This window comes from Salinibacterium sp. NG22 (genome assembly GCF_015864925.1).
Classification (GTDB): domain Bacteria; phylum Actinomycetota; class Actinomycetes; order Actinomycetales; family Microbacteriaceae; genus Rhodoglobus.
The window spans coordinates 1,212,252-1,229,479 of record NZ_JADYWG010000001.1 but is presented as its reverse complement, the minus strand read 5'-3'; the positions used below and the strand labels follow the sequence as shown (position 1 = coordinate 1,229,479).

Annotated in this window: 26 protein-coding genes and 1 pseudogene; 26 read left to right on the top strand and 1 reads right to left on the bottom strand. The window is 58.3% G+C overall.

From position 1 onward, the window contains the following. The first annotated feature begins 1 nt into the window (after position 1). From rplV to I6E81_RS05985, 17 genes and pseudogenes are all read left to right on the top strand, one after another. Positions 2-394 (top strand): 50S ribosomal protein L22, encoded by a 393-nt coding sequence (rplV, locus tag I6E81_RS06065; protein ID WP_197106459.1) that lies wholly within the window; start codon positions 2-4, stop codon positions 392-394. Then, positions 394-1,209, top strand: a complete 816-nt coding sequence (gene rpsC, locus I6E81_RS06060) for a 30S ribosomal protein S3 (RefSeq protein WP_197106458.1) — start codon at positions 394-396, stop codon at positions 1,207-1,209. The genes rplV and rpsC overlap by 1 nt, the downstream gene beginning before the upstream one ends. 2 nt (positions 1,210-1,211) lie before the next feature. Further along, positions 1,212-1,631, top strand: coding sequence for a 50S ribosomal protein L16 (gene rplP / locus I6E81_RS06055; RefSeq protein ID WP_009773124.1), 420 nt, complete (start codon positions 1,212-1,214; stop codon positions 1,629-1,631). Next, positions 1,631-1,963, top strand: a complete 333-nt coding sequence (gene rpmC / locus I6E81_RS14540) for a 50S ribosomal protein L29 (protein WP_197106457.1) — start codon at positions 1,631-1,633, stop codon at positions 1,961-1,963. The genes rplP and rpmC overlap by 1 nt, the downstream gene beginning before the upstream one ends. 2 nt (positions 1,964-1,965) lie before the next feature. Further along, positions 1,966-2,265, top strand: a complete 300-nt coding sequence (rpsQ, locus tag I6E81_RS06045; RefSeq protein WP_197106456.1) for a 30S ribosomal protein S17 — start codon at positions 1,966-1,968, stop codon at positions 2,263-2,265. After that, positions 2,265-2,636 (top strand): 50S ribosomal protein L14, encoded by a 372-nt coding sequence (gene rplN / locus I6E81_RS06040; RefSeq protein WP_100388198.1) that lies wholly within the window; start codon positions 2,265-2,267, stop codon positions 2,634-2,636. Before rpsQ ends, rplN begins: the two co-directional genes overlap by 1 nt. A gap of 2 nt (positions 2,637-2,638) precedes the next feature. Beyond that, positions 2,639-2,980, top strand: a pseudogene (rplX, locus tag I6E81_RS06035) (50S ribosomal protein L24); the annotation flags it as partial. Positions 2,981-3,069: 89 nt separating this feature from the next. After that, complete coding sequence (gene rplE, locus I6E81_RS06030; RefSeq protein ID WP_197106454.1) at positions 3,070-3,660, top strand: 50S ribosomal protein L5; 591 nt, start codon at positions 3,070-3,072, stop codon at positions 3,658-3,660. A 73-nt stretch (positions 3,661-3,733) separates the two neighbouring features. After that, on the top strand, positions 3,734-4,132 hold the full coding sequence (rpsH, locus tag I6E81_RS06025; protein ID WP_197106453.1) for a 30S ribosomal protein S8: 399 nt from the start codon (positions 3,734-3,736) through the stop codon (positions 4,130-4,132). A gap of 6 nt (positions 4,133-4,138) precedes the next feature. After that, positions 4,139-4,675: a 50S ribosomal protein L6 gene (rplF, locus tag I6E81_RS06020; protein ID WP_197106452.1), complete on the top strand. Its 537-nt coding sequence runs from the start codon at positions 4,139-4,141 to the stop codon at positions 4,673-4,675. Positions 4,676-4,677: 2 nt separating this feature from the next. Continuing rightward, positions 4,678-5,049, top strand: coding sequence for a 50S ribosomal protein L18 (gene rplR, locus I6E81_RS06015; RefSeq protein WP_100388203.1), 372 nt, complete (start codon positions 4,678-4,680; stop codon positions 5,047-5,049). Further along, positions 5,046-5,771: a 30S ribosomal protein S5 gene (rpsE, locus tag I6E81_RS06010; protein ID WP_197106451.1), complete on the top strand. Its 726-nt coding sequence runs from the start codon at positions 5,046-5,048 to the stop codon at positions 5,769-5,771. Before rplR ends, rpsE begins: the two co-directional genes overlap by 4 nt. Beyond that, complete coding sequence (gene rpmD, locus I6E81_RS06005) at positions 5,771-5,956, top strand: 50S ribosomal protein L30 (RefSeq protein ID WP_009773114.1); 186 nt, start codon at positions 5,771-5,773, stop codon at positions 5,954-5,956. The genes rpsE and rpmD overlap by 1 nt, the downstream gene beginning before the upstream one ends. Beyond that, positions 5,956-6,588: a 50S ribosomal protein L15 gene (gene rplO / locus I6E81_RS06000; protein WP_197106450.1), complete on the top strand. Its 633-nt coding sequence runs from the start codon at positions 5,956-5,958 to the stop codon at positions 6,586-6,588. Before rpmD ends, rplO begins: the two co-directional genes overlap by 1 nt. Before the next feature lie 125 nt (positions 6,589-6,713). After that, positions 6,714-8,036 (top strand): preprotein translocase subunit SecY, encoded by a 1,323-nt coding sequence (gene secY, locus I6E81_RS05995; RefSeq protein WP_197106449.1) that lies wholly within the window; start codon positions 6,714-6,716, stop codon positions 8,034-8,036. Next, complete coding sequence (locus I6E81_RS05990) at positions 8,033-8,632, top strand: adenylate kinase (protein WP_197106448.1); 600 nt, start codon at positions 8,033-8,035, stop codon at positions 8,630-8,632. Before secY ends, I6E81_RS05990 begins: the two co-directional genes overlap by 4 nt. Positions 8,633-8,714: 82 nt before the next feature. Continuing rightward, complete coding sequence (locus tag I6E81_RS05985; protein WP_197106447.1) at positions 8,715-9,722, top strand: hypothetical protein; 1,008 nt, start codon at positions 8,715-8,717, stop codon at positions 9,720-9,722. Positions 9,723-9,737: 15 nt separating this feature from the next. On the opposite strand, the gene I6E81_RS05980 is transcribed toward I6E81_RS05985, so the two are convergent. Beyond that, positions 9,738-11,669 carry a transcription antiterminator gene (locus I6E81_RS05980; RefSeq protein ID WP_197106446.1) on the bottom strand — a complete coding sequence of 644 codons (1,932 nt, stop codon included), beginning with the start codon at positions 11,667-11,669 and terminating at the stop codon, positions 9,738-9,740. Positions 11,670-11,797: 128 nt separating this feature from the next. Here I6E81_RS05980 and I6E81_RS05975 point away from each other — a divergent pair, with 128 nt between their 5' ends. From I6E81_RS05975 to rpsK, 9 genes are all read left to right on the top strand, one after another. Further along, positions 11,798-12,130: a PTS sugar transporter subunit IIB gene (locus I6E81_RS05975; RefSeq protein WP_197106445.1), complete on the top strand. Its 333-nt coding sequence runs from the start codon at positions 11,798-11,800 to the stop codon at positions 12,128-12,130. Continuing rightward, positions 12,123-12,389: an HPr family phosphocarrier protein gene (locus I6E81_RS05970; protein ID WP_197106444.1), complete on the top strand. Its 267-nt coding sequence runs from the start codon at positions 12,123-12,125 to the stop codon at positions 12,387-12,389. Before I6E81_RS05975 ends, I6E81_RS05970 begins: the two co-directional genes overlap by 8 nt. Before the next feature lie 57 nt (positions 12,390-12,446). Then, positions 12,447-13,976 (top strand): PTS mannitol transporter subunit IICB, encoded by a 1,530-nt coding sequence (locus I6E81_RS05965; RefSeq protein ID WP_197106443.1) that lies wholly within the window; start codon positions 12,447-12,449, stop codon positions 13,974-13,976. An 11-nt stretch (positions 13,977-13,987) separates the two neighbouring features. Continuing rightward, on the top strand, positions 13,988-14,425 hold the full coding sequence (locus tag I6E81_RS05960) for a PTS sugar transporter subunit IIA (RefSeq protein WP_197106442.1): 438 nt from the start codon (positions 13,988-13,990) through the stop codon (positions 14,423-14,425). Continuing rightward, on the top strand, positions 14,422-15,555 hold the full coding sequence (locus I6E81_RS05955; RefSeq protein ID WP_197106441.1) for a mannitol-1-phosphate 5-dehydrogenase: 1,134 nt from the start codon (positions 14,422-14,424) through the stop codon (positions 15,553-15,555). The genes I6E81_RS05960 and I6E81_RS05955 overlap by 4 nt, the downstream gene beginning before the upstream one ends. 144 nt (positions 15,556-15,699) lie before the next feature. After that, positions 15,700-15,921 (top strand): translation initiation factor IF-1, encoded by a 222-nt coding sequence (gene infA, locus I6E81_RS05950; protein ID WP_010203795.1) that lies wholly within the window; start codon positions 15,700-15,702, stop codon positions 15,919-15,921. A gap of 75 nt (positions 15,922-15,996) precedes the next feature. Then, complete coding sequence (rpmJ, locus tag I6E81_RS05945; RefSeq protein ID WP_197106440.1) at positions 15,997-16,113, top strand: 50S ribosomal protein L36; 117 nt, start codon at positions 15,997-15,999, stop codon at positions 16,111-16,113. Between the two features lie 196 nt (positions 16,114-16,309). Next, positions 16,310-16,684: a 30S ribosomal protein S13 gene (rpsM, locus tag I6E81_RS05940; protein WP_197106439.1), complete on the top strand. Its 375-nt coding sequence runs from the start codon at positions 16,310-16,312 to the stop codon at positions 16,682-16,684. A 51-nt stretch (positions 16,685-16,735) separates the two neighbouring features. Further along, a complete protein-coding gene (rpsK, locus tag I6E81_RS05935) occupies positions 16,736-17,134 on the top strand; it encodes a 30S ribosomal protein S11 (RefSeq protein WP_197106438.1) in 399 nt (132 codons plus the stop codon). The last annotated feature ends 94 nt before the right edge of the window (positions 17,135-17,228 follow it).

Here is a 17,228-nt window from a genome sequence, read left to right as displayed (position 1 = left end):
AATGGTGGAGTCGATCGCACGCGTGCGTCACATCCGCGTGACCCCCATGAAGGCTCGTCGCGTTGTCAACATGATTCGCGGCAAGCAAGCACAGGAAGCACTGGCAATTTTGAAGTTCGCACCTCAGGGCGCGAGCGAGCCGGTCTACAAGTTGGTTGCATCTGCAATCGCGAATGCGCGAGTCAAGGCAGACGCTTCGAACACGTTCCTGGACGAACAGGATCTGATCATCTCGAAGGCTTATGTCGACGACGGTGCAACGCTCAAGCGTTTCCAGCCGCGTGCCCAGGGCCGCGCGTTCCAGATCCTGAAGCGCACAAGCCACATCACGGTCGTGCTGGCCACGCCAGACCACGTCGTTGAAGCCGAGGCCGACAAGGCAGGGAAGAAGTAATGGGACAGAAGGTAAACCCCTACGGTTTCCGTCTGGGAATCACCACCGACCACGTGTCGCGTTGGTTCTCCGACAGCACCAAGCCGGGTCAGCGTTACAGCGACTACGTTGCGGAAGATGTAAAGATCCGCAACCTGCTCAAGTCGAACCTCGACCGCGCAGGTGTTGCTCGCATTGAAATCGAGCGCACCCGTGACCGCGTTCGCGTAGACATTCACACTGCCCGTCCGGGCATCGTGATCGGTCGCCGCGGCGCCGAAGCAGAGCGTATTCGTGGCGAGCTCGAGAAGCTCTCCGGTAAGCAGATCCAGCTCAACATCCTCGAGGTCAAGAACCCCGAGGCTGAAGCTCAGCTCGTTGCACAGGGAATTGCGGAGCAGCTTGCTGCTCGTGTCGCTTTCCGTCGTGCAATGCGCAAGGGTCTTCAGGGCGCCCAGCGCGTTGGTTCGGTCAAGGGTGTTCGCATCCAGGTATCGGGTCGTTTGGGTGGCGCAGAAATGAGCCGCTCAGAGTACTACCGCGAAGGTCGCGTTCCGCTGCACACGCTGCGCGCAAACATCGACTACGGCTTCTACGAGGCTAAGACCACGTTCGGTCGTATCGGTGTCAAGGTGTGGGTCTACAAGGGCGACATCACCAACAAGGAGCTCGCTCGCGAGCAGGCTAACCAGAAGTCGTCGCGTCCAGAGCGTCGCGATGGTGGCGACCGTGGCGGTCGTCGCACCGGTGGCCCTTCGTCCGCACCGAAAGCTGAAGCACCCAAGGCAGAAGCCCCCAAGGCCGACGCACCGGTTGCAGCAGGAGTTGAGGCATAACAATGTTGATTCCGCGTAAGGTCAAGTACCGCAAGCAGCACCACCCCTCCCGTAGCGGCCACGCTACTGGTGGAACCACGGTGTCGTTTGGCGAGTACGGTATTCAGGCTCTGACGCCCGCATACGTTACGAACCGCCAGATTGAGGCAGCTCGTATCGCAATGACGCGTCACATCAAGCGTGGTGGAAAGGTGTGGATCAACATCTACCCCGACCGCCCGCTCACCAAAAAGCCCGCTGAAACCCGCATGGGTTCCGGTAAGGGCTCGCCCGAGTGGTGGGTCGCCAACGTCAAGCCAGGTCGCGTGCTCTTCGAGCTCAGCGGCGTGGACGAGACGACTGCGCGCGAAGCACTCACTCGTGCAATTCACAAGCTGCCCCTCAAGGCACGCATCATCAAGCGCGAGGAGGGCGACGCATAATGGCGATCGGATCCAAGGAGCTAGCCCCTGTCGAGCTAGACACTTTTGAAGACGAACGACTCGTTGACGAGCTGAAGAAGTCGAAGGAAGAACTTTTCAACCTTCGTTTCCAGGCCGCAACTGGTCAACTGGAAAGCCACGGACGTATTCGCGCTGTAAAGCGCGACATCTCCCGCATCTACACGGTTATCCGTGAGCGCGAGCTGGGCATCCGTGCAACCCCTGCTGCCGTCGAGGCTCCCGCCAAGGAGACCAAGAAGCGCAGCACCAAGAAGGCAGACGCCGCGGTTGAGACTGCAGCAGACGCCGCTGACGAGACGAAGGAGGCGTAGTCATGGCCAAGGTTGAAGACAAGAAGACCGCGGAGACGACCGCCGAGGTCGCTCGTGGGTACCGTAAGACCCGTCGCGGACTGGTTACGAGCGACAAGATGGATAAGACCATCGTTGTCATCGTTGAAGACCGCGTAAAGCACCCGTTGTACGGCAAGGTTGTTCGCCGTAACTCCAAGGTGAAGGTTCACGACGAGGCCAACACGGCCGGCGTCGGTGACTCCGTACTTATCAGCGAGACCCGTCCGCTCAGCGCTACGAAGCGCTGGCGTCTGGTCGAGATCCTCGAAAAGGCTAAGTAATGCTTCAGCAGGAATCCCGAGTAAAGGTTGCCGATAACACCGGCGCCAAGGAGCTCCTCACGATTCGCGTTCTCGGTGGCTCAGGCCGTCGTTACGCAGGTCTCGGCGATGTCATCGTGGCAACCGTCAAAGACGCGATTCCTGGCGGAAACGTCAAGAAGGGTGAGGTCGTCAAGGCCGTCATCGTTCGCGTTATCAAGCAGACTCGTCGTCCAGACGGCTCATACATCAAGTTCGATGAGAACGCGGCTGTAATCCTCAAGTCCGATGGCGGAGACCCCCGTGGTACCCGCATCTTCGGGCCGGTTGGCCGCGAACTTCGTGACAAGAAGTTCATGAAGATCATCTCGCTCGCACCGGAGGTGCTGTAGATATGGCAAAGATTCGCAAGGGTGACCTCGTACAGGTCATCAGCGGCCCGACCGAAGAGCGTGGCGGAAGCCGCGGCAAGCAGGGTCGCGTAATCAGTGTTATCGCTGGAAAAGACCGCATTGTCGTGGAGGGTGTCAACTTCGTCACCAAGCACGTCAAGGTTGGCCAGACTCAGCGTGGAACCAAGACCGGTGGCATCGAGACGATGGAGGCATCAATTCACGTGTCGAACGTCGCCCTCGTTGACCCCGAGACCAAGCTCCCGGCTCGTGTTGGCTTTACCGTCGGCACCGATGACCGTGGCAAGACCACGCGCGAGCGCTTCTTCAAGAAGTCGCGCCGCGTAGAGACCAAGAAGTCAAAGGCAGCTAAGGCTGAGCCCAAGGCTTCGAAGAAGGATGCCGAGAAGGCAACCGAGAAGGACGCAGACTAATGACGACGACTGCACCTGCTGCTGGCAAAATCCAGCCGCGCCTCAAGCAGAAGTACCGCGATGAACTTGCGGCTCAGCTCAAGAAGGATCTTGGACTCACCAATGTCCACCAGGTTCCGGGGATCGTTAAGGTCGTCGTCAACACTGGTGTTGGTGAAGCTGCTCGCGACGGAAAGATCATCGATGGGGCCGTCAAGGACCTCACCGCGATCACCGGTCAGAAGCCGTACGTAACTAGCGCTCGCAAGTCGATCGCTCAGTTCAAGCTTCGTGAAGGACAGCCTATTGGCGCACACGTTACCCTCCGTGGTGACCGCGCTTGGGAGTTCCTCGACCGCCTGATCACGCTGGCGCTTCCGCGTATCCGTGACTTCCGCGGTCTGTCGGACAAGCAGTTCGATGGCAACGGTAACTACACCTTCGGCCTCACGGAACAGTCCATGTTCCACGAGATCGACCAGGACAAGATTGACCGCGTTCGTGGTTTCGATATCACTATCGTCACCACCGGTAAGAACAACGAAGAAGGTCGCGCATTGCTTAAGGCTCTGGGCTTCCCCTTCCGCACCGCTGAGAACGCATCTAACTAACCAAGTAACACCGATCGACCAGGTCGGCCTTCGTGTAACGGATGCCGAAACCAGTTGAGACAGGAAACACATAATGACAATGACAGATCCGGTCGCTGACATGCTGACCAGACTGCGCAACGCCAATTCGGCGCACCACGACAGCGTTTCAATGCCTAACAGCAAGCTGAAGTCGCGCCTGGCTGAAATGCTCAAGGCTGAGGGATACATCCTCAGCTGGAGCACCGAGGACGCTCGCGTGGGCCAGACCCTCACGATCGAACTCAAGTACAGCCCCACTCGCGAGCGTTCCATCAAGGGAATCAAGCGCGTCTCGAAGCCTGGTCTTCGTGTCTACGCTCGCTCGACCGAAATCCCCAAGGTTCTTGGCGGACTCGGTGTGGCTATTTTGTCCACCTCCTCCGGTCTTCTGACCGACAAAGAGGCGACTCAGAAGGGCGTAGGTGGGGAAGTCCTCGCCTACGTGTGGTAACCCAAAATGTCACGTATCGGAAGACTTCCTATTGATGTCCCCGCTGGTGTCACACTCACCATCAACGGCCAGGACGTCACTGTAAAGGGCCCGAAGGGTGAGCTTGCGCTCACCGTCAAGGCACCTATCGCTGTAGCACTCGAAGAGGGTCAGGTTCTCGTAACCCGTCCCGACGACGAGCGCGAATCGCGTTCACTGCACGGCTTGACTCGTACACTCATCGCTAACCAGATCATCGGTGTTACCGATGGATACACCAAGGGCCTTGAGGTCGTTGGTACTGGTTACCGTGTCACCGCAAAGGGCAGCTCAATTGAGTTTGCTCTCGGGTACTCGCACTCGATCACCGTTGACCCGCCCGCAGGCATCAGCTTCGCGGTCGAGGGCAATAACAAACTAGTTGTCAGCGGCATCGACAAGCAGGCGGTTGGCGAAGTAGCAGCCAACATTCGTAAATTGCGCAAGCCAGAGCCCTACAAGGGCAAGGGTGTGCGCTACGCCGGCGAAGTTGTTCGTCGCAAGGCCGGAAAGAGTGGTAAGTAGACATGGCTCTCGGAACCAGAGGTAAGAGCAAGTCGGCCGCTAAGGGCCGCCGTCACGCACGTCTCCGCAAGAAGGTTGTGGGCACCGAGGTGCGCCCCCGTCTCGTGGTTACGCGCTCAGCGCGTCACGTATTCGTCCAGGTTGTTGATGACTCGAAGGGCGTTACCGTCGCTTCTGCATCGACCATGGAGTCGGACATGCGTACGTTCGATGGAGACAAGACCGCCAAGGCACGCAAGATCGGCGAAATGGTCGCCGAGCGCGCGAAGCAGGCCGGTGTTGAGGCCGTCGTATTTGATCGTGGTGGAAGCCGTTACGCAGGTCGCGTTGCAGCTATCGCCGACGGAGCGCGAGAGGGTGGATTGAACCTGTGAGCGACAACGTGGACAACAAGACAACAAACAAGGAGCAGGCCGTGGCCGCTGAGGCGACTAGCGCCATCTCCGTACCCGAGGTCGTCGTAGACGCCCCCGCGACCGACGTAACGAGCGAGCCCCGCGAGGCTCGTCGTGGCGGCCGTGAGCGTGGACCCGACCGTGGTGGCCGTGGTGGTAACAACAGCCGCGACAACGACAAGAACCAGTTCCTGGAGCGCGTCGTCACCATCAACCGTGTATCGAAGGTTGTCAAGGGTGGTCGTCGCTTTAGCTTCACCGCTCTCGTCGTCGTCGGTGACGGTAACGGAATGGTTGGAGTCGGATACGGCAAGGCTCGTGAGGTTCCTCTCGCGATCTCCAAGGGTGTCGAAGAGGCGAAGAAGAACTTCTTCCGCGTTCCTCGCGTCGGCGCTACTATCCCTCACTCGGTCCAGGGCGAGGCAGCTGCAGGTGTAGTCCTGCTGCGTCCCGCATCCGCTGGTACCGGTGTTATCGCTGGTGGACCCGTTCGCGCCGTACTCGAGTGCGCCGGTATCCACGATGTACTGAGCAAGTCGCTCGGTTCCTCGAACACGATCAACATCGTTCACGCAACGGTTGAGGCACTCAAGCAGCTCGAAGAGCCGCGTTCGGTTGCCGCTCGTCGTGGGCTCGATGCAGAACACGTTATCCCGGCTCGCTTGCTGCGCGCCGAGGCTGAAGCTAAGGCAGGTGTCTGATGGCTGGTCGCCTGAAGGTAACCCAGATCAAGTCCAAAATTAGTGAGAAGCAGAACCAACGCGACACGCTGCGCAGCCTTGGGCTCAAGCGCATCGGTTCCGTGGTTGTGCGCGAGGACAACTCGCAGAACCGTGGTTACGTCAACACGGTCGCTCACCTTGTCAAGGTCGAGGAGATTGACTAATGGCTGACGAGAAAGAAACCCCAAAGAAGGCCGCAGCTGCGAAAGCACCTGCTGCCAAGAAGGCTGCTCCTGCAAAGGCCGCAGCTGACAAGGCTCCTGCTGCGAAGGCATCCGCCACGAAGGCTCCTGCGAAGTCGACCGCTGCTAAGGCGTCGACCACCACGAAGTCCTCGAGCGATGATGTTGCAAGCCGCCCGCAGGTTCTGAAAATGCACCACCTCCGTCCCGCTGCCGGTGCTAAGAAAGACCGTATGCGTGTTGGCCGTGGTGAAGGCTCCAAGGGTAAGACCGCGGGCCGTGGAACCAAGGGAACCAAGGCGCGTTACAACATGCGCGTTGGTTTCGAAGGTGGAAACATCAACTTCGTAATGCGTGCGCCTAAGCTGCGCGGATTCAAGAACCCGTTCCGCGTCGAGTACCAGGTTGTTAACCTCGAAAAGCTCGCGGAACTTTACCCCAAGGGAGGCGACGTAACCGTTGCTGACCTCGTGTCCAAGGGCGCGGTTCGTAAGAACGAAAAGGTCAAGGTTCTTGGTCAGGGTGATATTACGGTTAAGCTGAACGTTGTAGTTGACAAGGTCTCCGGCTCTGCCGAGCAGAAGATCGTTGCAGCCGGCGGTTCGGTTCAGTAACTGTCACTACGACAAACGTTAGTGTCGCGTTGGTCACACCGGTGACAAACGCAGGCAGGTTGAGTGGGGAATCCCGCATTGGGATTCCCCACTCGCCCGTAGTACATAGATAAATCGGAGGCCTTGTGTTTAAAGCTGTCGCGCGGATAATCCGCACGCCTGACCTTCGCAGGAAGATCGGGTTCACGCTAGGCATCATTGCGCTGTTTAGACTTGGCTCCTTCATCCCCGCGCCGTTCGTTGACTTTGGTAACGTCCAGGCCTGTCTCGCAGCTAATGCTTCGAGTGGCGGATTGTATGACCTCATCAACCTCTTCAGTGGTGGGGCGCTCCTTCAACTTTCCGTATTTGCACTCGGAATCATGCCGTACATCACGGCGTCGATCATCGTGCAACTACTTCGTGTGGTCATCCCACACTTCGAAACTCTTCACAAAGAGGGCCAGTCTGGCCAGGCAACGCTGACTCAGTACACGCGTTACCTCACGATCGCTCTCGCGATCCTCCAGTCCACGACGCTGATCACGGTTGCGCGAAGCGGCGCACTGTTCCAGTCGGCTGGTACTCCAGAATGTAGCCAGCTCATCACAAACGATGCGTGGTACGCGATCTTGCTCATGGTGATCACCATGACCGCCGGAACCGGCCTCATCATGTGGATGGGTGAACTGGTCACCGAGCGCGGTATCGGTAACGGTATGTCGCTGTTGATCTTCACTTCGATCGCTGCAACCTTCCCGAGCGCGCTCTGGGGCATCTACGTAGCCAGCGGAATCGAGACGTTCGTTCTTGTGCTGCTCATGGGCATCCTCATTATGGCTGCCGTTGTATTCGTTGAGCAGTCGCAACGACGCATCCCCGTGCAGTACGCAAAACGCATGGTTGGTCGTCGCACCTACGGCGGCAACAACACCTACATCCCGATCAAGGTCAACATGGCCGGCGTGATCCCCGTGATCTTCGCTTCGTCGCTGTTGTACCTCCCCGCCTTGATCGCGCAGTTCAACCAGCCACAAGCTGGCGAAACTTCTTCAGCGTGGGTTGTCTGGGTCCAGAACAACTTGGTCTCCGGCGATAGCCCGATCTACATGATCGGTTACTTCCTGCTCATCGTGGGCTTCACCTACTTCTATGTAGCGATTACCTTCAACCCTGAAGAAGTCGCTGACAACATGAAGAAGTATGGCGGCTTCATTCCTGGTATCCGTGCCGGTCGACCGACCGCGGAGTACCTCGACTACGTCCTGACTCGCGTCACTTTGCCTGGTTCTTTGTACCTTGGTCTTGTGGCAATGATCCCGCTGATTGCGTTCGTAGTCATCGGGGCCAACCAGAATTTCCCATTCGGCGGAGCTAGCATCCTGATTATCGTTGGTGTCGGTCTTGAGACCGTCAAGCAGATCGATTCACAGTTGCAGCAGCGCCATTACGAAGGTTTGTTGCGTTGACACGACTTCTCTTGATTGGTCCCCCTGGTGCTGGAAAAGGCACTCAGGCTGCTCGTCTTGCCGAGATCTACGGCGTTCCTGCAATTTCGACCGGTGACATTTTTCGCAGCAATGTGAAGAATGGCACCGAACTCGGGAACAAAGCCAAAGCATTCATGGATGCCGGCGACAATGTTCCCGACTCGCTCACGAACGCACTGATTCGCGATCGTCTCGAGGAGCAGGATGCCAAGCAGGGCTTCTTGCTTGATGGTTACCCTCGCACGACTGATCAGGTCCGTGAGCTTGACGAATTCTTGGCGACCCACGGTGCCGCGCTCGATGTCGTCGTTGAGCTCGAGGCAGACCCTGACGTTGTTGTGGGGCGTCTTCGCAAGCGTGCTCTCGAACAGGGCCGCAGCGACGATACCGAAGAGGTAGTTCGTCATCGCCTCGAGGTGTACAGCGAGCAGACAGCTCCGCTCGTGAAGGTCTATGCAGACCGCGGCGTGCTCGTAACGATCGATGCTCTCGGTGAAATCGACGCGGTTACCGCGCGAATCACTGAGGGTCTGTTCGATCGCGGCATCTCTGCCACTGATGCGGGTTCTCGCTAGAACTTTGATCGGTGGCTAGCGCCACTAGCAGCTCTCGCTGCGCCGTGCGTTGCTACCCACCCCGACAACAAGGGGCTTGTGGATGTCGAACGATGTGTCGAACTCTCAGCAGGATCCTGAGCCTCTAAGTTCGCATGCCGTAGAGCCTGCACCTGATGCCGCTACGGTCACTGATGCCGCTACAGTCGCGGATGTCCCTGGACAGCCGTCTCGGCGTCGCGGGCTCATCATCACCGTCGTTGTTCTTGCCCTCGCGTTCGTGGCCGCAGCCGTACTGTTCGTGCTTACCTTTGTTCGCCTTGAACAGGCTAGAGAAGCGATCGAGCAGAAGGATCGTGAGATCGAAGAGCAAATCGAACTCATCGATGAAAAGCAAACCTTCGGTCTCGCAATGGACGGCCTCATGGCGGTCGTCGCCGAGTTCGAAGGCGTGCGTGTGGGGGGAGTGGTGAACCTCGACCGCTATGAGGGTTGGGCGCAGCAGACTTGGAAAGACAGGTGGGATGCGCAGGAAGTGCGCGAGGATTCCCTCCGTGTCGAAGAGACAACCGTGGCACTCCAAGAGACGCTCGCTGCCGCCGCCACAAACCTCGCCACTAATTCAACCGGCACGACTATGGAATCGGTTACTGATTCCTTGGGTCGCGGTTTTGCTCTCTCTGCTGTCGATGATGCGGACGCGTTGTGTGGGCAGGACGTTGCGGGGTGCGTGACCTCTGATGACCCCTATACGGCGCACTACGATGCACAGTCCGACCAGCAGCCGTATATGAACACGTGGCAGCGCACAGGGCTCGCCTATCACGAGTACGCCCACGTGTTGCAGTTCACAAACTTCGACGAGACAGAGAAGGCTGTGGATGCCTTCGTTGCGAATGCAACCGTGGATGCGCCGAAGTACGAGATCATGGCCGACTGCTTTGCTCTCACTTATCTCGACGGCTGGGCGGTCGAGCAAACCGTATGGGTGAGCGAGTATGAGTATTGGGAGCTCGGCGGCTACGGGTATACCTGCAACGCCTCACAAAAGCAGACTATTCGTGACTGGTACGCGGCGATCGCTTTCGCGCCCCGCACTATCTCGCAGTAGCCCGCTCGCCGCTTGCTAGCTTTCGATGCCGCGAACGAGTTCGTCGATAAAGGTGGGAAAGTCGACTGCTTTCTTGACGAGTTGCTGCACGTAATCGCGATCCGAAAATACGGTGACGAACTGATCGAACACCGTCTGGAACGTCGTGCGTCCGGCAGCGCTGAAGGCGATCAAAGCGATGACGTTAACTTTGTTCTCGCCCCACGGCATCGGCGTTTCATTAATGACGATGCTGATAGCGGTGCGATGGGCATTCATGGTCATCGCGTGGGGAACAGCCAGCGTGTCAGTGAACGCCGTCGATGACATACGTTCCCGTTCGATGGCGCCCGTGATGTAGCCGTGGTCGATCACGCCAGCTTCGATCATCCGATGACCGAGGGCAGCGATCATTGCCTCCTCGCTGGGAGCCGTGAAATTGCGCAAGAAAAGCGCAGGGTCGAAGAATCGCAAGAGCTCATCAGTAAGCTCTCGACGGCGACGTAGACGACGGATGCGACTGATCGTGCGGCGAATCGCATCGACATCGGTTTCGGTCAAGAACGGCTGGATGAGCACGACATTGTCGGCGAACGACCGCAGATCGATTGTCGTGAGCACGAGATCCGTTGAAAGTTCGGCGAGGTCGACATCGGTGCGCGTGATCACGATGCGAAGTTGCAACTCGTCGCCGAGCACTGCTTCAATGCGCTCCCTCAGGATGACGTGGAGATCGTGATAGTTGGGGCACACGAGCGCAGCGGTGAGCCGCACTTCGCGTTTCGCTTGACGTTCGAGGTGCGACCCAACGTGGAGGGCGATGTAGGAGATCTCATCGTCGTGGATCGTGATGCCCTCATCACGTTGCACTTCTGCGGCGATAAAGACGGCGAGCTCGTAAATCATCGGGTAAGTGGTCTTGATCGACCGAGTCATGGGGTTGCGAGAGTAAGAGAGATCTTGGGCGCGCAAGATGAGATTGCGCACGTGCAGGGACAACCTCATGATGAAGTCGTCATCGTCAAGATCGATGAGATATTCCTCGCCGACGTGTTTCACAGTGCGGCGCACGCGTGTCGTGAGTTCTTCTAGATCGACATCGGCGGGGGAGTCGGGGCTGGCAGCGCGGGTGATCACGCGCGTAGTGAGCAGCAGCTCGATCTCGTTGAGGTCATCTTCGCGCAGGTTCGCACCGAAATGGGAGGTAATGAGCTCCGCAAGGTCGTCCGAGAACGCCGCGGCGTCTGTTGAGTGCACGGGCGCTGTACTCAACGCAGCCGCCGGTTCTGCCTCCGTTGTCTCGGAATCGCGAGGAAGCGTGCGGTCCGCCGCTATCGCGACGTGGAGCAAAACATGGTTGATCCCGTATTCGTTGACGAAGTATCCATGTGAGTCAAGAAGTTCGAGCAGCGAGGTCTTGAACGAGCGGAGGTCTGACGACTCGAACTCGCGCTGAATACTTTCGAGTTCAAGGAACCCCTGGGACTCTTCGTGGCGGAACATTTTGCTCAACAGGCGGCGCAGGTTCGGCTCGGTGCCCGACAAGATAACGAGCGGTCCTCGGCGGGCGAGGGTCAACCCCGACTCTTCGACTGCAGCCTTGATCTTTCGCAAGTCTGCCTCAATGGTGGACTCGCTCACGAAGAAGCTGTCGGCAAGAGCATGGATGTCGGTGCCTTCAGGGGCATCGCCAAGGCGACGAACAAGATGGTACTGCCGATCGCGGGGGCGCTCTGCCTCGCGATTCGAGGCGCCCTTAAGGAACTCCGCGTAGTTGTCGCGATTGAGGCGATAGCCCGAAGTCGACGACTCGATGACTTCAAGGGGGAGCGCTGAAGACTTGACCGCAGTGACATAACTGCGCACGCTGCGCGTAGTGACGCCGAGCTTGTCGGCGAGCTCGGCAGCGGTAACCCACGCCTCGGCCTGAGCGAGGTAGTCGATGAGTCGTGCATGGTTGGCGAGCATAAGAACTCCATTCTCGCCTATGAACCTTTCCGCGGGGGCGGAATCTTCTCTATTGGAACTCAGGGGACCTTCCCAGCGAATATAGATACCGAAGGAATTGAGCAGGTTTATCGCGAGGAGGCGATCAGGTGTCAACGGTGCTGGTCTTGTGCGGAGCAGGTGCCTCGAGCACCTTTTTGGCACACGCACTTCGTCGACAGGCGACTGTTCGCGGACTTCCCCATACCTTCGCCCCCGCGAGCGTTGCAGCGCTGAGCATGCCGCTCACCTCTGTGGATGTCGTGTTGGTGAGCTCCCACGTTGCCGACTTCTTCGATCAGGCAGCAATCGCGGCCCACGCGATTGGTGCGACGGCGATCCAGCTTCCCGCTCTGAACTTTGATGCGGCCGGCGCAAATATTGCCCTCGACCTTCTTGATTCCCTCCCTCAAGTAACGACAGAAAGCAGCAACAATGGCTGAACAGACTATTCGGGTGGCTTCGGCGCACGGGCTTCATGCTCGTCCCGCGTCACTCTTCACGCAGGCAGCAGCTGCCTCGGGCCTCGACATCACAATCGCCAAAGGCGACAAGTCGGTGAATGCGTCGAGCATCCTGAGCGTCATCTCGCTCGGTGTCTCCCACGGCGACGAGGTCACTATCGCCGCTGAAGGCGATGGCGCCGACGCTGTTATCGCCACCTTGACCGAAATTCTCAGTACCGATCACGACGAGAGCTAGTCGTGTTCGGTCGCTTCCCTCGCAGTATCCTCACATCACAGATATCGGAGTAAAACAATGACAACGTCGTCTACGACCGCCAAGAGTGGCGGTGCGCGCGTAGGGGTCCAGAAATTTGGAACCTTCGTTAGCGGAATGGTGATGCCGAACATCGCGGCATTCATCGCTTGGGGCTTTATCACTGCACTGTTCATCCAAACCGGTTGGTTGCCGCTACTCGGCATCGACCCGGTCTGGGTTCAGCAGCTCGGTGGCTGGAGCCTTGACCCTGAGGTAACGAACACGGGCCTCGTCGGCCCGATGATCATTTACCTACTCCCCTTGCTCATTGCTAACACCGGTGGCCGCATGGTCTACGGAACCCGCGGTGGAGTTATCGGAACCATCGCGACGATGGGTGTCATCATCGGCGCCGGTATCCCGATGTTCCTGGGTGCCATGATCGTTGGTCCTGGTGCTGCATGGGTCATGAAGAAGATCGACTCGATCTGGGTTGGAAAGATTCGTCCCGGCTTCGAAATGCTCGTTGACAACTTCTCCGGCGGAATCGTCGGAATGCTGCTCGCGATTGCTTCGTTCTTCCTCATTGCCCCGATCGTTACGGCGATCAGCAACGGTCTCGAATCCGTCATCGCGTTCCTCGTTGACAACGGCCTGCTCCCGCTCGCCAGCGTTTTCGTTGAGCCTGGCAAGATCCTCTTCCTCAACAACGCCATCAACCACGGTGTCTTCACACCGCTCGGTACGGCAGAGTCGCTCGAAAAGGGCCAGTCGATCCTCTTCCTCATCGAAGCAAACCCTGGCCCCGGCCTCGGTATCCTGCTCGCCTTCTTGGTGTTCGGTGTTGGCCTGCTGCGCGCAAGCGCTCCCGGCGCCATCCTGATTCACTTCGTCGGTGGTATTCACGAGATCTACTTCCCCTACGTATTGGCTAAGCCGCTTCTCGTTGTTGCAGCAATTGCTGGTGGAGCAACTGGTGTTCTCACGAACGTCATCTTCCAGTCCGGTCTGCGTGCTCCGGCATCGCCTGGATCGATCATTGCGGTCATCGCGCAGACTCCTCCTGGAAGCATCGTCGGCGTACTGCTGTCGGTAGTGTTCTCGGCTGCCGTTTCGTTCGCTGTCGCTGCGGTCATCATCCGCGCCGGCCGTAAGCGTGACCTTGAGGCAATGGCTAACGGCGACGACGCACTTGCTGCTGCTGTTGCTAAGAACGCTTCCAACAAGGGCAAGGACAGCTCGGTAGGCGACCTGCTCGGAACCGGTGCTGCCGCTGCTGGCGCAACCGCTGGTGCCGCAACTGCTACGAAGATCCAGAACGTTGTGTTTGCGTGTGACGCAGGCATGGGATCGAGTGCCATGGGAGCAACCGTTCTCCGCAACAAGTTTGCGAAGGCCGGCATCGAGGGCGTCAACGTGACGAACAAGGCAATTGCGAACCTCGATGGTTCGGAAGACCTCATCATCACGCAGAATCAGCTGACTGACCGTGCGACGGAGAAAGTTCCCGGCGCAATCCATGTTTCAGTTGATAACTTCATGAACAGTCCGAAATACGATGAAGTCGTAAACATGGTTAGCGAATAACAGGAGAAATCATGAGCAAGGTACTCGAGCTAGACCAGATCAAAGCGGCTGGCACCGCTCGCACCAAAGAAGAAGCCATCGCTGAGGCGGCGGAGATTCTGATTGCTGCTGGCGCGGTAACGCCCGAGTACCTTGGCTTCATGAAGGCCCGCGAAGAGTTGACATCAACTTTCATGGGTAACTTCCTAGCCATTCCGCACGGCACGAACGAGGGCAAGGACACGATCTTGTCGTCTGCGCTCTCGTTCGTGCGGTACGCGGATCCCATCGATTGGGATGGCAACGAGGTTCGCTTCGTTGTCGGCATCGCAGGCAAAGACGGTGGCCACATGGACACCCTCGCCGCCGTTGCCACGATCTTTAGCGACAATGACGAAGTTCAGAAGCTCATTGACGCGTCAAGCGAAGACGAACTTCTCGCTCTTCTCGCTGAATTGAACAACGCATGAAGGCCGTACACTTCGGAGCCGGCAACATCGGTCGTGGCTTCGTTGGTCTGATCCTGCACAAGGCTGGCTATGAGATTGTGTTTGCGGATGTCGCCGCAGAGCTCATCGACAGCCTCGCCGCCGCGGACAGCTACCAGGTGCACGAAGTGGGCGCCGAGCCCCGCACCGAGACCGTCGACAACTTCCGCGCACTCAACAGCGCGAGCAACGAAGCAGGCGTGATCGAAGAGATCGCCACCGCCGACATGGTGACTACCGCTGTCGGCCCCAACATCCTCAAGTTCGTCGCTCCCTTGATTGCTCAGGCGATCAAAGCTCGCGCTGATGATCTGCCACCGCTGCAGGTGCTTGCGTGTGAGAACGCGCTCTACGCCACGAACAATCTGCGCGCCGAAGTTGCGGTCGCTGTCGACGCTGAAACGCTCGCCGCGAAAGCGATTTTTGCGAACACTGCTGTCGACCGCATCGTGCCGGCCCAAGATCCTGCTGCCGGACTCGACGTCACGGTGGAAGACTTTTTCGAGTGGGCTATCGAGAGCGCCCCGTTTGGTGACAACGTTCCCGACATTGCCGACGTGCATTTCGTCGACAACCTCGAGCCCTACATTGAGCGCAAGCTCTTCACTGTCAACACCGGCCACGCCACTGTCGCCTACCACGGCTACCTCCGTGGGGCAGAAACTCTCTCTGCGGCGATGGCGATACCCGAAGTCTCCGCCGAGGTCGATGCCGTCTTAGCTGAGACCAGCGCGATGCTCATCGCTAAGCACAGCTTCGACGCTGCTGAGCACGCTGCCTATGTCGCGACGTGCACTCGTCGATTTAGTAACCCGCACTTGCCAGACACTCCTGAGCGCGTTGGCCGTAGTCCGCTGCGCAAGTTGTCGCGCAACGAACGCTTCATCAGTCCTGCCAGCGAACTGGCAGCATCCGGAACGACTCCTCACGCGATCCTGCGTGCGGTCGGCGCCGCGATGCAGTTCAACGTGCCAGAAGACCCCGAAAGCGTGCGGATGCTGGAGCTGCGGTCATCCCTGACGGCCCCCGATTTCGTGACTGAAGTGATGGGACTTCGCGAGGGCGATGCTCTCTACGCCGCTGCCGTCGAAACGGTTAGCGCGCAATCTTAGCCCCAACTTGGTGAAACGCCCGGGATTAGCGTAGGCTTTCTCTTTGGTGTTTCAGGCCGATTTTTTCGCGCCTTGGCTTTCTCGAAAGTCACTCACCACAATCTACGCAGACCAGCGAACCCCACTTATAGCGACGAAGAGGCTATGGCCAAAAAAGACGGTGTCATTGAGATCGAAGGAGCAGTAGTCGAGGCTCTGCCCAACGCGATGTTTCGTGTTGAGTTGACGAACGGCCACGTTGTGCTCGCGCACATCTCGGGCAAAATGCGACAGAACTACATTCGAATCCTTCCGGAGGACCGTGTAGTTGTAGAGCTGAGCCCGTATGACCTGACTCGCGGCCGCATCACCTACCGCTACAAGTAGACCGCGCTGGAAAGTAACGTCCACGGTGCCCTTGCGGGCTAGTGGAACGACGACAGCGATTCACAAGGAAAAATAATGAAGGTTAACCCCAGCGTTAAGCCCATCTGCGACAACTGCCGCGTAATTCGCCGCAACGGTCGCGTCATGGTTATCTGCAAGTCGAACCCGCGTCACAAGCAACGCCAGGGCTAAGGTTCCGCGAGCAGATCGCACAGTTGCACGGGGTGGGGCGAGCAATCGCCACACACCGCAGCGCACATAACTAAATACAAGAACTAGCAACACCAGATCCGAGGCTTGTGAAAATGAGCAACGGGGACACCACCGGTTGGAGGCCGGTGCACAGGTGCTGTTACAGACCTCCACTCATCAAACAGGAGAAGCCACTATGGCACGTCTAGCAGGCGTCGACATCCCACGCGACAAGCGTGTAGAGGTCGCACTGACTTACATTTACGGTGTTGGCCGCACGAGGGCACTCAAAACCCTCGCCGACACCCAGATCAGCGGAGAGATCCGCGTTCAGGATCTCACCGATGACCAGCTCATCGCGCTGCGCGACTACATCGAAGGAAACTTCCAGGTAGAAGGTGACCTCCGCCGTGAGGTTGCAGCAGACATCCGCCGCAAGGTTGAAATCGGAAGCTACCAGGGTATCCGTCACCGCAAGGGACTGCCCGTTCACGGTCAGCGCACGAAGACCAACGCTCGTACCCGCAAGGGCCCGAAGCGCACCGTAGCCGGCAAGAAGAAGGCCCGATAGACCCTGGGTTCAACCCCAGTGTCGTCGCCATCAACGTTTTAGGAGAAAACAATGGCAGCACCAAAATCGGCCGCTCGTAAGCCGCGTCGTAAAGAAAAGAAGAACATTGCTGTGGGCCAGGCTCACATCAAGTCAACGTTCAACAACACCATCGTGACCATCACTGACCCCACCGGCGCAGTTCTTGCCTGGTCGTCGTCAGGTGTCGTTGGCTTCAAGGGTTCGCGTAAGTCGACCCCTTATGCAGCGCAGATGTCTGCTGAGTCGGCCGCGCGCCAGGCTCAGGAGCACGGTGTCAAGAAGGTTGACGTTTTCGTCAAGGGACCGGGTTCGGGTCGCGAAACTGCGATCCGCTCGCTGCAGGCCGCTGGCCTCGAAGTGGGTTCGATCAACGACGTAACACCGCAGACGCACAATGGTTGCCGTCCGCCCAAGCGTCGTCGCGTTTAGTTTCACGCCGTACTAGCGGGGCAACTCGTTAGTGCTGGCGTCGTGGCGAGGGCCCTTGTGGCCCTCGCTCACAGTTCCAGCGCACAACTCAATA

Bases quoted from the DNA above. Each gene is read 5' to 3' on its own strand.
- rplV (WP_197106459.1), top strand. From the start codon at position 2: ATGGTGGAGTCGATCGCACGCGTGCGTCACATCCGCGTGACCCCCATG.
- rpsC (WP_197106458.1), top strand. From the start codon at position 394: ATGGGACAGAAGGTAAACCCCTACGGTTTCCGTCTGGGAATCACCACC.
- rplP (WP_009773124.1), top strand. From the start codon at position 1,212: ATGTTGATTCCGCGTAAGGTCAAGTACCGCAAGCAGCACCACCCCTCC.
- rpmC (WP_197106457.1), top strand. From the start codon at position 1,631: ATGGCGATCGGATCCAAGGAGCTAGCCCCTGTCGAGCTAGACACTTTT.
- rpsQ (WP_197106456.1), top strand. From the start codon at position 1,966: ATGGCCAAGGTTGAAGACAAGAAGACCGCGGAGACGACCGCCGAGGTC.
- rplN (WP_100388198.1), top strand. From the start codon at position 2,265: ATGCTTCAGCAGGAATCCCGAGTAAAGGTTGCCGATAACACCGGCGCC.
- rplE (WP_197106454.1), top strand. From the start codon at position 3,070: ATGACGACGACTGCACCTGCTGCTGGCAAAATCCAGCCGCGCCTCAAG.
- rpsH (WP_197106453.1), top strand. From the start codon at position 3,734: ATGACAATGACAGATCCGGTCGCTGACATGCTGACCAGACTGCGCAAC.
- rplF (WP_197106452.1), top strand. From the start codon at position 4,139: ATGTCACGTATCGGAAGACTTCCTATTGATGTCCCCGCTGGTGTCACA.
- rplR (WP_100388203.1), top strand. From the start codon at position 4,678: ATGGCTCTCGGAACCAGAGGTAAGAGCAAGTCGGCCGCTAAGGGCCGC.
- rpmD (WP_009773114.1), top strand. From the start codon at position 5,771: ATGGCTGGTCGCCTGAAGGTAACCCAGATCAAGTCCAAAATTAGTGAG.
- rplO (WP_197106450.1), top strand. From the start codon at position 5,956: ATGGCTGACGAGAAAGAAACCCCAAAGAAGGCCGCAGCTGCGAAAGCA.
- I6E81_RS05985 (WP_197106447.1), top strand. From the start codon at position 8,715: ATGTCGAACGATGTGTCGAACTCTCAGCAGGATCCTGAGCCTCTAAGT.
- I6E81_RS05980 (WP_197106446.1), bottom strand. From the start codon at position 11,669: ATGCTCGCCAACCATGCACGACTCATCGACTACCTCGCTCAGGCCGAG.
- I6E81_RS05970 (WP_197106444.1), top strand. From the start codon at position 12,123: ATGGCTGAACAGACTATTCGGGTGGCTTCGGCGCACGGGCTTCATGCT.
- I6E81_RS05965 (WP_197106443.1), top strand. From the start codon at position 12,447: ATGACAACGTCGTCTACGACCGCCAAGAGTGGCGGTGCGCGCGTAGGG.
- I6E81_RS05960 (WP_197106442.1), top strand. From the start codon at position 13,988: ATGAGCAAGGTACTCGAGCTAGACCAGATCAAAGCGGCTGGCACCGCT.
- I6E81_RS05955 (WP_197106441.1), top strand. From the start codon at position 14,422: ATGAAGGCCGTACACTTCGGAGCCGGCAACATCGGTCGTGGCTTCGTT.
- infA (WP_010203795.1), top strand. From the start codon at position 15,700: ATGGCCAAAAAAGACGGTGTCATTGAGATCGAAGGAGCAGTAGTCGAG.
- rpmJ (WP_197106440.1), top strand. From the start codon at position 15,997: ATGAAGGTTAACCCCAGCGTTAAGCCCATCTGCGACAACTGCCGCGTA.
- rpsM (WP_197106439.1), top strand. From the start codon at position 16,310: ATGGCACGTCTAGCAGGCGTCGACATCCCACGCGACAAGCGTGTAGAG.
- rpsK (WP_197106438.1), top strand. From the start codon at position 16,736: ATGGCAGCACCAAAATCGGCCGCTCGTAAGCCGCGTCGTAAAGAAAAG.